General features: G+C 74.2%; 10 protein-coding genes. 9 read left to right on the forward strand and 1 reads right to left on the reverse strand.

What is annotated here, in order from left to right; all coding sequences use genetic code 11:
* Positions 1–203 precede the first annotated feature (203 nt).
* The 6 genes from ACZ51D_RS41215 to ACZ51D_RS41240 all read left to right on the forward strand — a co-directional run bounded on the left by ACZ51D_RS41215 (position 204) and on the right by ACZ51D_RS41240 (position 5,494).
* Positions 204–809, forward strand: coding sequence for a hypothetical protein (locus ACZ51D_RS41215; RefSeq protein WP_465665415.1), 606 nt, complete (start codon positions 204–206; stop codon positions 807–809).
* A gap of 299 nt (positions 810–1,108) precedes the next feature.
* Positions 1,109–1,639 carry an RNA polymerase sigma factor gene (locus tag ACZ51D_RS41220; RefSeq protein ID WP_465626362.1) on the forward strand — a complete coding sequence of 177 codons (531 nt, stop codon included), beginning with the start codon at positions 1,109–1,111 and terminating at the stop codon, positions 1,637–1,639.
* The gene (locus tag ACZ51D_RS41225) at positions 1,636–2,487 is read left to right on the forward strand and encodes a zf-HC2 domain-containing protein (RefSeq protein ID WP_465626354.1); all 852 of its coding nucleotides are present in this window, start codon (positions 1,636–1,638) and stop codon (positions 2,485–2,487) included. The genes ACZ51D_RS41220 and ACZ51D_RS41225 overlap by 4 nt, the downstream gene beginning before the upstream one ends.
* A 147-nt stretch (positions 2,488–2,634) precedes the next feature.
* Positions 2,635–3,447 carry an ATP-binding cassette domain-containing protein gene (locus ACZ51D_RS41230; protein ID WP_465626352.1) on the forward strand — a complete coding sequence of 271 codons (813 nt, stop codon included), beginning with the start codon at positions 2,635–2,637 and terminating at the stop codon, positions 3,445–3,447.
* Between the two features lie 125 nt (positions 3,448–3,572).
* Positions 3,573–4,889, forward strand: a complete 1,317-nt coding sequence (locus tag ACZ51D_RS41235; RefSeq protein WP_465665417.1) for a hypothetical protein — start codon at positions 3,573–3,575, stop codon at positions 4,887–4,889.
* Complete coding sequence (locus ACZ51D_RS41240; protein WP_465665419.1) at positions 4,886–5,494, forward strand: hypothetical protein; 609 nt, start codon at positions 4,886–4,888, stop codon at positions 5,492–5,494. The genes ACZ51D_RS41235 and ACZ51D_RS41240 overlap by 4 nt, the downstream gene beginning before the upstream one ends.
* A 529-nt stretch (positions 5,495–6,023) precedes the next feature.
* On the opposite strand, the gene ACZ51D_RS41245 is transcribed toward ACZ51D_RS41240, so the two are convergent.
* Positions 6,024–7,439 (reverse strand): COG1470 family protein, encoded by a 1,416-nt coding sequence (locus tag ACZ51D_RS41245; RefSeq protein ID WP_465626346.1) that lies wholly within the window; start codon positions 7,437–7,439, stop codon positions 6,024–6,026.
* A 262-nt stretch (positions 7,440–7,701) separates the two neighbouring features.
* Here ACZ51D_RS41245 and ACZ51D_RS41250 point away from each other — a divergent pair, with 262 nt between their 5' ends.
* From ACZ51D_RS41250 to ACZ51D_RS41260, 3 genes are all read left to right on the forward strand, one after another.
* A complete protein-coding gene (locus tag ACZ51D_RS41250) occupies positions 7,702–8,442 on the forward strand; it encodes a helix-turn-helix transcriptional regulator (protein WP_465665427.1) in 741 nt (246 codons plus the stop codon).
* 207 nt (positions 8,443–8,649) lie between these two features.
* Positions 8,650–11,853 (forward strand): hypothetical protein, encoded by a 3,204-nt coding sequence (locus ACZ51D_RS41255; RefSeq protein ID WP_465665429.1) that lies wholly within the window; start codon positions 8,650–8,652, stop codon positions 11,851–11,853.
* Positions 11,850–12,581, forward strand: a complete 732-nt coding sequence (locus ACZ51D_RS41260) for a Pvc16 family protein (protein WP_465626342.1) — start codon at positions 11,850–11,852, stop codon at positions 12,579–12,581. The genes ACZ51D_RS41255 and ACZ51D_RS41260 overlap by 4 nt, the downstream gene beginning before the upstream one ends.
* Positions 12,582–12,623: the final 42 nt, after the last annotated feature.

The following is a 12,623-nucleotide window of genomic DNA, read 5'->3' on the forward strand; positions in this document are numbered from 1 at the left end:
GCGCCGATGGTACTGCAGGGGGGACCCTGTGGGAGAGTAGGACGCCGCCGAACAATCTTTCAGAAGAACCCCCATCCGGATCCCGGATGGGGGTTTTTCGTATGTCGTGATCAGGGTGTCCACACCGCCGTGAGCCCTTCTGCGAGACCATGGCTTCCATGGATACCGAGACGTTCCTACGCACCCGCCGTTCCCTGCACGCGGTGGCCCAGCTGGTGCTGGCTGGGCCTCAGCACCGGGTGGGCGGCACGATCCGCCTGCGTGCCTGCGCGGGCGGCTTCGCGACCAGTGTCGAGCCGCGCCTGCGGGTGATCGGCGCTGAGCTGGTCGGGCCGGGGGAGGTGCTGTCCCTCGAGTGGACCACCTGTACCGCACTCGGAGCGGCACTCGGGCTCGCGGTCGGTGCTCCCGTCGGGCTGTACGAGGACGGGTTGGGCGTCGCCGTCGATGACGCGGTCGAGGTGGACCCGTCCGCTGCCGGCCGGCTCCTGCACTGCTTCGCGCTTGGCGACGCCGCGTTGCGCGGGCTGTTCCCCGGCGCGGAGCCGGTCATCTGGCCCGAGCACTTCGACATCGGGGTGACCGTCGACGGCGTCAACTACGGTGTCTCGCCCGGTGACGCGTTCCTGTCGGAGCCGTACGCCTATGTCGGCCCGCACATTCCTCGGCAGGGCGATTTCTGGAACGCGCCCTTCGGCGCTGCCCGGCGGATGCGTGAACTCGGCGGTGTCACGGGGGTCATGGCCTTTCTGGCGGAGGGCCGCCGACTGGCCGCCGGTGACGGTGCCGACGACGGCGTGGTTCGCTGACGTACCTACGACGCCATCGACGGCATCGACCGGTTCATCGGCGTGGCCGCGGCCGTGGGCGCGCTCGCACGATTCCGCACCCTCCTCCGGGGCCGGGCCTCGTGACCGTAGGGCTGCAGGGCGCCGTCCACGGCCGCGGCCGGCGCGCCTCGGCCGTCCCGGGCGCGGCGGGTGATCGGCTCGTTCTCCGCTACCTGGGCCCGGCCCGGATCGGCCATGTGACGCGCATCACTGGCCGGGGGAAAACCGGGGGGCCCGGCGCTCCGTAAGACCAGGACGTGAAGCGTTCACCGGCCTCGATGACCGAGGCCCAACTGGTCCGGCGGATCTCCCGCGGGGACACCGCAGCCTTCGACGAGCTGTACCGGCGCAGCGCGCCCTGGCTGACGGCGCGTCTGCGCAGGCGTTGCGCGGACGACGAGATCGTCGCCGAAGTCCTGCAGGAGACGTACCTGGCGGTGTGGCGGGCGGCCGGATCCTTTGCCGACAGCATGCGCGGCGAGGAGGCCGGCGGCTGGTTGTGGACGATCGCCGCCCGTCGGCTGGTGGACGCCTTCCGGGTGCGAGGCCGGCACAGCGCCCTCCCGCCCGCGTCCGCCGCCCCGGGGCCGGCGCCCTCGGCCGAGCACGAGGTGCTCGATTCCGTCATCGGGGGTGACCTCGGCGCGGCCCTGGACCGGCTCGCGCCCGAGCTGCACCAGGTCCTGACCGCGATGGTGCTCGACGGGCTGACGGTCCGTGAGACCTCCGCGCTGCTGCGGATTCCCGAGGGAACCGTCAAGACCCGTGCCCGCCGTGCCCGCCTCGACCTGCGAAAGGCCCTGTCATGACTGCGCACGTCCCCCGTCGGCTGCTGGTGAGTTACGTGCTGGGCCCCGACGCCCCGGCCGGTCCGACTGACGGCCGGAGCGAGGGCCCGAGTGTCGGGGAGCTGTGGGCGGTGGAGGCGCATCTGGAGCGGTGCGCCGTCTGCCGGTCCGAGTTGGCGGAGGTGTCGCTCGCCCACAGCCCGGCGGCCACCGCGCTGGTGGAGCAGGTGCGCGAGCGCCTGTCGGCGTCCCTGTCGCCGGTGCGTCGGCGCCGGTGGCGGCGGGTGCGGGGGGAACTGGCCCGGTGGGCGGCCCCGGCGTTCGGGCCGTGGGTCGCGGCGCTCGTGCTCGTCGTCCTCTGCGCCCTGGTCCTGGCGTCGGCCGTCGCGCGGGACTCCCCGACCCTGTTGCTCCTGGCCCCGGCGATGCCGCTGCTGGGCGTGGCCCTGAGCTGGGGCCCGCACACCGATCCGGTCCACGAGCTGGTCGCCACGACTCCGAGGGCCGGGCTCGCGCTGGTCCTGCGACGGACCGTGGCCGTGCTGGCCTTCGTGATCCCGCCGCTGGCAGTCGGCGGCTGGATCACCGGCACCGCGCCCGCGCTGGTCCTGCTGCCCGCCCTCGCGCTGACCTGCGCCGCCCTGGCACTGGGCAGCAGGCTGGGCGTCCAGCGTGCCGCCACCGCACTCGGCGTCGGCTGGGCCGCGTTCGTGGTCATCCCCGCGATGGACGACAGGACCGTTCCGGTCTACCTGCGGGAGTCCGCCGCCCCTGGGTGGGCGGCCGCGGCCGCGGCCCTGGGCGTCGCCGTCGTCCTGTGCCGCAACACCTACCTGCACTCTCGTGAGGCCCGCGTGCACCGGCGCTGACCCGGCCCGTCGTCCTTCGTGGACGCCGCCGTTCCCCGGCCCGGCCCCGCCTTTCCCCGGCCCGCGCCGGCGGCCACCTGTGCCGCCTTCCACCTGCCCTGCCGTGTCCTGCCCTGCCCTGCACCCGTACTGCGAGGAGACCCGACCATGCCCGTCACCGGTACCGCGAGCGAGATCGCCCCCACCCGCTACTCCCACCACATCCGGGCCCGCGCGCTGACCGTGCGGCGTGGCCGCCGCCTGGCGGTCGACGGGATCGACCTGGACCTCGGCGTCGGCGTGCACGGCCTGCTCGGTCCCAACGGGGCGGGCAAGACCACCCTGATCCGTACGCTCGCCACCGTCCTGACCCCGCACAGCGGCGAGCTGGAACTCCTGGGCAGCGCCTGCCGCAGCCGCGGCGAACTGCGGGAGCTGCGCCGCCGGCTGGGCTACCTGCCGCAGGCGTTCGGGCACTACCGGCGGTTCACGGTGCGCGAGTTCGTCGAGTACATGGCCTGGCTCAAGGAGGTGCCCGGCCACAAGGCGGCCGACGCGGTGCAGCACGCCATCGACCGGGTCGACCTGACCGGACGGGCCGACGACCGGATGGGCTCGCTCTCCGGCGGCATGCTGCGCCGGGCGGGCATTGCCCAGGCGATCGTCAACGACCCCGACATCCTGCTCCTCGACGAGCCCACGGTCGGCCTGGATCCCGCCCAGCGCCTGGAGTTGCGCGCTCTGCTGCGCGACATCGGCGAGCGGTCCTGCGTCCTGGTCTCCACCCACCTGGTCGAGGACGTCGGCGCGGCCTGCACCGGCGTCGTGCTGATCGACGAGGGCGCCACGGTCTTCGCGGGCCACGTCGACGGGCTCCGCGCCGCGGGCACCGACACCGACCCGGGCGACAGCGACATCGAGCGCGGCTACTCCGCCATCCTGCGCCGGCACCGCCAGGCGAAGGCCGGCGCCGGCGCGTAGGCGGCGCACCCCCGGTCACCCCTGATCGTCCTGCGATCACCCCCCCTGATCGCCCTGCGATCACCCCCCTGATCGCCCTTGCGACACCCCGCCTGTCCTGATCCCCTCGACCACTGGAGACCGTGATGTTCCGAATGGTGCGCCTGGAGGCGAAGCGCTCGATCGCCCTGGCGCTGTTCCTGGTGATGGCCGCCGTGACCCGTGCCTTCCTCTGGATGGACGTCCAGGAGTGGGCGGCCAGTTGGACGCCCCTGGTCTCCTCGATGCGGGCGACCGCCTGGACCGGACTGCCGGTGGTGCTGGCCGCCGCGATCTGGCACGGCGGGCGGGAGCGTCGCAACTCGGTCACCGAGCTGTTCGCCGCGACGCCGCGGCCGCGCCCGGTCCGGCTGCTGCCGGCCGTCGCGGTGCTGGCCGGTGCCGCGGTGCTCGCTGTGACCGCGGTGGTCGTCTGGGCCGCGGTCATCGTCTCCGGGCACGCGACCTTCAGCGACGGCGAGTGGCCGCTGGGCCTCGCGGTGGGGCTGCTCGCCACGGTCGCGGTCACCCTGCTCGGGCTGGGTATCGGACGGGCGGCGCCGACGCCGGTCGCGGCGCCTCTGGGCGCGGTGCTGTTGTTCCTGATCCTGACGGTGAGCCGGATACGGGACGGCCGGCCGGCGAACCGCCTGGTGGACACGGTGCTCCCGATGCTGCCGGTGACGGACGACTTCCACCGGGTGCTGCCCTCGCTGTCCTTGGCCCAGAGCGTCTGGTTCGCCGCCCTCGGGGTCACCGGCGTGCTGCTGACCGTCGCGGCCACCACCCGTGCCCGGGTCCTGGCCCTGGCTCCGGCCGTGGCCGGGTTGGCGGTCGGTGCCCTGCTGGCGCCCTCCGGCGCGATCGTCCCCGCCCCGCGGGCCACCGAACTGGTCTGCTCACCCGAGGACAGCAGGGTCTGCGTCACCAAGGTGCACAGCAGGGCGCTGCCCGACCTCCTGGCTCCCGCCCGGAGGGTGCTCGACGCCTTCGCCGAGGTGCCGGGCGGCCCGAAGCGGATCCAGGAGGACCCGGTGACCTGGAAGCTCGAGGACGACCGGCCGGCCGCTGCCAAGGACCCCGGTACGGTGCGCGTCCAGCTCCCGAACCGGACCCAGGAGGGCGGCATCCGGTGGGAGCCGGCCACCCTCCTCGACGTGGTGGCCCACAACGCCGTCGTCGACCTCGGCTGCTTCTCCGGAGAGCAGGAAAGGACCCGTGCGGGCGACGCCGCCTACGCGATCACCGCACTGCTCCTGGGCACCCCCACCGACAAGCTGAGCCCCCTCGCGCGCACGGCCTACGACACCCTGCGCGCGCTGCCCGCCGAGGAGCGTTACCGGCGGATCGGGGACAGCCGAAAGGCCGGGCTGACCTGCGGTGACCCGCTGGGCGCCATCACGGGCGAGGGAGCGGGCCGATGACCCCGGAACCGCGCGGCCTCGTGCTGCACCTGCGCAGCCGGGCGATTCCGGCGACCGCCGTGGTCTTCCTGTGCGCCGCCGCCCTCACCTGGGCCGGGTGCCGGATGGACGATCCGGGGGGCTCCCGCATGGTCCGCCTGATCGCCGTGGTGCTGGGAGTCGCCGCTGTCGCCCGCACCCTGGCCGGCCCGGACGAGGAACTGGAACGTGGTACGCCCGCCCGCTGGCGGCTGATCCGCGCGCTCCACCTGACGCTGCTCGGCGGGGCCCTGCTCGGCCTGCTCGCCGCCGTCGGCCTGCTTGCCGGTCGGCAGACGCACGCCGTGCCGCTCGGCACCCTCGTCCAGGCCGTGTCGGCGCTCACCGCGATGACCGCTCTGGCGGCGGTGCTGTTCGGGGCGCAGGCGGCCTGGGCCCCGCCCGTCGGCTGGGCGCTGCTCATGCTGGCGGTGGGACCCCGGGACAACATCACCGGAGAGGCGCTGACCTGGATGGTCCAGGAGCCCCACACCGACGTCTCGAGGACGGTGCCCGCCGTCCTGACCGTGGTGGGCGCCGCCGCCTACATCCGGTGGGGGAGCCGCGGAGGATCGTCCGGTCGTTGATCGACGCGATCGTCCGGACGTACCGATCGGGCGCCGCCGGCCCCACCCGCCCGGGTCTGAACCACTGTTCAGGCTCGAGCGGGTGGGGCCGGCTTTTGTCGTAAAATCAACGTTTGTGCCGGTCACGGTCGGTGACGGTCAGTCAGGGCGGAGGCGCGGAGGGTGTGATCGGACGGGCCGGACGGGCCGCCGCGGTGGTGCCGCCGGGTCAGACTTCACCGTCCGCGGGGGGCGGACCGGTTGCCCTTCCGGGACCTGCCGGGTTGCCCTGCGGGGACCTGACCGGTTGTCCCGTGAGGGCAGGGCCGGCCGGGCTGGTGCGGCCGTGCGGCGCTGTCCGTGGGTTGTTCGAACCGGCCACGGTTACTGGTGGGTGTTGACATGGTCACGGGTTGTAGGAGGAGATACGGGGGAAGGGGGAGGTCGCGGAGACGAATGGGCCGAAAGGGCTCGTCGACATCGTGGGTATCCGGCGCGCCCTTCCCCGGGCCGACTGCCCGGGGAAGGGAAGATCGCTTTGCGTGCCGAATCAGTTGCCCTGCCTGATGTCGCTCAGCGAACCGCTGACATTGAGGAGCTCGTGACATGTGGACGCCTGCTTGCCCGAGGCCGGGGTGCCCGGGGACTCGCAGGTCACACTCGCCGTCACGGCCTGGTCTTCGGAGACCTGGATGGGAGTCACCCAGTGGTAGTCCTGGTTGCGGAAGGTCTCCAAGGCGATCGTGGTGATCGTCTGGTTTCCGGCCGTGATGGTCAATAGCCCTTGGTCGCCTTGGAAGTTGGCGGCCACGATGTCCGTGATGTCGAAGACCTTGCCGTGCGGCACCTGGTAAGTGCCCACGGCGGAGGCGGCGTTCGCGCTCTGTACGTCGATCGTCGCGGAACTCTGCGAACCGGTGCCCGGCACCGCGAGGCCGCCCGGGCCGGGGGTGCGGCCGCCGGGACCGGAACTCGGCTGCCCGGCGCCCGGCTTGTTCTGGCCACCGGGGCTCGCACCGGAATGGGCCGGCGTCGCGCCGGCTTCGGGGGCGCCGGGGGTCGGAGCCGGGGCGGGGGTGGCGGACTGCTGGGCGACGGCCTTCTCGGCGGCCTGCTTCGCCGAGCTGCGCACCGCCGGGCGGACCAGGGCGAACCAGGCCAGCAGCAGGGCGAGCAGCGCCGCCAGAAGAGCGAGCAACCACTTGGGGAGGATCGGCAGTTGAATGAACTCACCGTCCAGGGTCGGACGTTGAGCAGCCGTCAGGGCTGGGGTCGGGGTGGTCTCGGCCGTGCCCTCCGGACCCTTGCCGTCCGCCCCCTTGCCCTCTGCGCCCTTGCCGTCCGGGCCCTTGCGGGCTTCGGGCTCCTCCGGGCCCACCGTGACCTCGAACGGCCAGGACGCCGGCTTGCCGAACCAGATCAGCTTGCGGGTGCGTGCCTGCAGCCGCACCTCGCCGGACTCGCCGGGAGCGAGGCGCAGCCGCTCCGGGGTGACCTGGAACCGCAGGTCCTCGCCGGCCTGTCCGGGAGTGAGGACGACGGTGCCCGGAGCGTTCCCGAGATTGCGCACCGAGGTCCGGTAGCGTCCGCGCAGCCAGCCTCGGCGACGGCGCGGCGCGAGGGCGGCCTGCAACTCGTGGAACGGGGTCACGGTGACCGTGGTCTCCGGAACCGTCACCAGCTCGGGGCGTTCGGCCGGCAGCACCCGGATGCCGAGCGGGAAGTCACCGGCCCGCGCGGCGGGCGAACGCGGCGGAGCCAGGCGCACCGTCACCGTCTCGGACGTCCCCGGGAAGAGCGAGACCCGGGCCGGTTCCACCGTCGTCCAGGCGGCACAGTCGCCGACCACCTCAAGCGAGTACGCCTCAACGATGTCGAGGTCGTTGCGTACCGTCAGGGTCGTGGTGGCCACGCCACCGGGGGCCACCGTCAGTGCGGGCAGGCCGAGTTCGGCGGATGTGGTCATAGCGTGACGGTAGGACCTCCGGACGGTCCGAGGAGAGGGCCGTACGGGCAAGCCGTGGGCACACCCCTTGCCCGTACGGACCGACCGACCCCGTCCGGTGCCGTCGGCGCACCGCGCGGACCGCTGCCCGCACCCCCCAGAGCCACGGCCCGCGCTGTCCGACGGCGGCCGGCCGTCACCACCACAGGTCCCCTGGAGAATGGAGTGTTCGATGACGTCGACCGACACAACCCGTACATGCCGTGAGGAAGCCGTCAGCACCCTGCGGACGACGGTGGCACCTCGGTCCGGCCGCGCCCGCCCGTCCGGCAACGCCCGTCCGTCCGGCACCGCCCGCCCGTCCGGGGCAGGCGGCGCATCCGCCCAGGTGCGGGCCAAGCCGGACCAGGTGCGCGTGGCGGTGTACGCGGAGGACATCATCCTGCAGACCGGTGTGGTCCAACAGCTGCGCCAGCGGCCCGAGGTGGAGCTGCTGAGCGAGAGCGAGGCGGCGCAGGCGGAGGTCTCCCTGCTGGTGGTCGACGCCATGACCGAGACGGTGGCCGAGCACCTGCGCCGGCTGCGGCTCGCCTCGTCGGGCGCGATAGGCCTGGTGGTGGGTCACTTCGAGGCCGGCGGGCTGCAGACGATCGTCGAGTGCGGGGTCGCCGCCGTGCTGCGCCGCTCGGAGGCGGACCAGGACCGGCTGGTACACCTCATCACCGCCCTGGCAAACGGCGAGGGCGTGATGCCCGGGGACCTCCTCGGCGAGCTGCTCGACCGGATCGGGATACTCCAGCGCACCATGCTCGACGGGCGGGGCCTGACCCTGTCGACCCTGACCGCACGGGAAGCCGACATGCTGCGGCTGGTCGCCGAGGGCTTCGACACGAGTGAGATCGCCGCCCAGACCTCGTACTCCGAACGCACCGTCAAGAACGTGCTGCACGAGATCATCACGCGGCTGGGCCTGCGCAACCGGGCGCACGCGGTGGGGTACGCCATGCGGCGCGGCCTGATCTGAAGGCCGCGGCCGTGGCGGCCTGCCCTTTGGGGACACAGATTGTTACCCCCGGCTCGGGCGTCCGGACTCTGTCCCCGGGGGCCCGAGCCGGGGAGACTGCGGGGAGACCGCCCCTGCCATCCTGAGAGGTCGAGCGTGATCGGCGCCACCGGCACTCCCCGCTCCATCCGGCGGCCGGCCCGGGCCGCCGCCGCCGTCCTGCTCGCCATGGCGGCGGCCGTGGTGACCCTGGGCACCGCCGCCCCCGGCGGACAGGGCGCCACCACGGTCCCGGCCGCCGCGGCCGACCCGGCGGCCGGGCGGATCGCCTTCGCCGGCACCGACCACCGCGGCCTCGGCCGGGTGACCGGCACGGCGACCAGCACCCCGCTGTTCGGGCCCGGCCCGATCCACTTCGACCAGGACCCCTCGGCCCGGGGCGACGAACTGGTCTTCACCAGCCTGCGGGACAGTCAACTGCCCCAGGTCTACCTGCGCGACGCGGCCGGCGCGGTCCACAAGCTCACCACCGGCATGGACACCGGCCACCCCGCGCTCGCCCCGGACGGCAAGGCCGTCGTCTTCGAGGCGCTGGAGCCCACCGGGACCGGCGGCGCCCCCCGGCACGCCCTGTGGGTCGTCAACCGGGACGGTAGCGGGCTGCGCCGGCTGACCGACGGCCCGGCCGACGAGACGCATCCGACCGTCTCGCCCGACGGCAAGTGGGTCGCGTACGCCTGTACCGGCGACCCGGCGCACACCCAGATCTACCTGCGGCCGTTCGCCGGCGGCGCGCCCGTCAAGGTCACCGACGTGACCAGCGGAAACGCCGTCGACCCGACCTGGAACCCGGTGAACGACGACGCGCACCGCAACCAGATCGTCTACACCTGGGACCAGGGCGACCAGGGCCGCACCCTGATGCTCACCTCGCCCACCGGCGGCGACAAGGCGTTCTTCCTGCGCACCGGCTCCACGTGGCGCACCGGTTCCGCCGCCTGGATGGCCGACGGCAGCGGGGTCCTCTTCCTGAGCTCCGACCTGCCCCCGGCCAACCCCCCGGCGCAGCAGCCCGAACCGCCCCGGCCGCCGGTCGTCAACCTGTACCGCGCGCCGACCTGCTCCTGCGACGACCCCCGACTGCTCTACAGCACCGACCGGTCGATCGCGACGCCGGCCTGGCTGGGCAGCCAGGACAAGGGCGGGCCGGTGGTGGAGCAGACCAGCGCCACCACCGCCAACGTCGCCGACCTCCAGGACGTCCGCCCCGACGGGGCCGACCCGCGCGACCTCGGCATCAGCGTGCTCCGGGAGGACCCGGCCGCCGACACCAACACCGACCCCGACCCGGCCGCCGACCCGCTCTTCCACCCCCGCCCCGGTTACGACCCCTGGTACGAGCGGCAGACCTACACACCCGACGGCCGGCAGATCGCGGTGACCCGCTACGAGGACGCCGAGGCCGGGCGGATCCAGCGGATCTGGCTGGCCGACGCCGACGGCGCGAACCCGCACCCGATGAACCTGGCCGGCCGCGGCCCCGCCGACCGGGACACCGACCCCTCCTTCTCGCCGGACGGCAAGCTGCTCGTGTTCAGCCGCAGCACCCCGGGCCGCGGACAGGAACCGGGCCGTCCCGGACGGATCCTGATCGCCCAGGTGTCCACCGGGGCGATCGTCGGCACCGTAGAGCCGCCGGCCGGGCAGGCGGGCGCCTCCGACGGCGAGCCCTTCTGGTCCCCCGACGGCAAGCTGATCGCCTTCTCCAGGACCGAGGTGATCAACGGCAACGCCGGCAACATGCACATCTGGACCGTGCCCGCCGACGACCTCGCCCGGCAGGCCGACCTGAGCCGGGCAGCCTGCCCGGGCAGCTGCAACGTCATCGACGACAGCCCGGTGTTCTCACCCGACGGCCGGCGCATCGCCTTCAACCGCAAGGCCGGTGACGGCGGGAACAACCGGCGGGACGGCGTGCTCGTCACCTCGCCCACCGGCAGCGACTGCACGGTGATCCTGCCCACCGCGCTCCGCGGCCAGAAGAACGCCTGCACCCGGCCGCTGCCCGACACCTCCGAAAGCGGCCCGTTCCAGCCCCGCGACGTCGCCTGGACGGCGAACGGCGCGCAACTGGTGCTCACCTCCCGCCGCGCCCTGCCGCCCAACTCGCCGGAGGGACTGGCCGTCTACGACTTCGCGGCCGGCACCCTCACCCCGCTCGACCGGCGGCTGCCGGGACGCCAGAAGGAGCCGACCGTCCAGCAGTCCGTCGACCTGGCACTGAGCGCGCCCGAGCGGACCCCCGCGGTCCCCGTCCAGGGCGGCACCGACGTGACGATCACCGTCACCAACAAGGGCCCCGCGCCATCGCCCGGCACCGTCCTCACCGCCTCGGTGCCCACCGGCGCCCGGCTCGGCGGGCTGACCAGCCCCGTCGGGCAGTGCGACGCCGCGGCGCTGCGCTGCGACCTCGGCACCCTGGCACCGGGCGCGGTGGTCCGGGTGACCGCCCGGCTCATCGGCACCCGCACCGGCACGCAGGAGTTCGGCTGGAGCGTCACCGGGACGGTGGCCGACCCGAACCCCGGGGACGACTCCGCCCGGACCTTCCTGCCGGTGCTCGACGCGCCGACGCCCTCGCCGACGCCCACGCCGTCACCGAGCCCGACGCCGACACCGACCGTCACCCCGACCCCGACCCCGGCCCCGACGCCGACCACCGCCCCGACCCCCGCACCTCCGCCGCCGCCCGCCCCTGCCCCGGCCCCGGCCCCGGCACCGCCGCCGCAGGCCGGACCCGGGGTGTCCGTCGACGCCCAACCGAACCCCGGCTACGTCGGCGGCCACGTGACGGTCAGCTACACGGTGCGCAACACCGGACAGGCCCTCGCGACGGGGCTGCGCCTGACCCTCGGCCTGCCCGCAGGCGTGCCCACCGAGTCGCTGCCCCCGGGCTGCCGGGCCGGGACCTGCGACCTGGTCGACCTCTCCCCGGGCGGCAGCCAGGTGGTCCGGGTGGTGCTGTCACCCGACGCGGCCCTGCAGACCACCATCACCGCGGAGCTCACCACCACCGGCACCGACGCCACCCCGGGACCGCACCGGGCGAGCACCCCGCTGCGCATCCTGCAGCCCCGCATCGTCGCGGTGCCGCCGATCGGCAAGCCCGGCTTCGTGACCTCCGTGCGCGGCTTCGACTTCCCGCCCGGCGCGCCCGTCCGCTTCACCTGGCAGCCCGGCATCACCGCGGCGGCGGCACCGACGTACCCGCGGGCCGACGGCACCTTCGCGGGCCAGCTGCTCATCCTCCCCAAGGACGAGACCGGCCCGCGGACCATCACCGCCGACGGCCCCGGGTTCTCCCCGGTGACCACCCCCTTCCTCGTGGTCGAGGGCAGCGTCGGCCCGCCGGGGGAGGTGGACCGGCGGTGATCCACGAAGTCGACGAGGCACTGCGGTTGCTGCTCGCCGAAGCCGGTCTGCCGGAACGCGGAGTCGAGGTGGTCTTTGATGCGCCCACCCGCGACTTCGCCGCCCGGCGCACCGCTCCGACGGTCAGCGTCTTCCTCTACGGGATCCGCGAGGACACGGACCGACGGCAGGCCGGCGCCGTCGCCGAATACGACGAGGACGGCGTCGTGGTCGGCCACCGGGCCGCGCCCCGATGGTTCGAGCTGGCCTACCTGGTCACCGTCTGGACCAACCGGCCGCAGGACGAACACCGGCTGCTGGCCGAGGTCCTGCAGTGCCTGACCACCGTGGACGCGCTGCCCGCCCGGATGCTCACCGGGACGCTCGCCCAACTCGGACTGACCGTCGGGATCGACATCACGGGGCGCGACACCGGCCTGCCGTCGGTGTCCGACGTCTGGTCCGCGCTCGGCGGGGAACTGCGGCCCTCGATCGACCTCAGGGCCCTCGCCCCGCTGCCCGGCGGGCTCAGCCCCGCGGGGCCGCCGGTCACCGAAGGCCTGGTCGTACGCGTCGAGGACACCAGCCGGGAGGCCGGGGCCGGCACCCCGGAGAGTGCGGCACCCGCCGACGGGCCGGGCCGCCGACTGCGCTACCACGGCGGCGCGGACCCCGGACCGGACGGCTTCGCCGCGCCCCGGGACCGCGAGCTGCCGCCGGGCCGCCGGCCACGGGGCAGGGCGCGATGAGCCTCGACCTCGGGTCGGCCACGCCGGTCCCGTCGGCCACGC

This window comes from Kitasatospora sp. NPDC033851 (assembly GCF_055576085.1).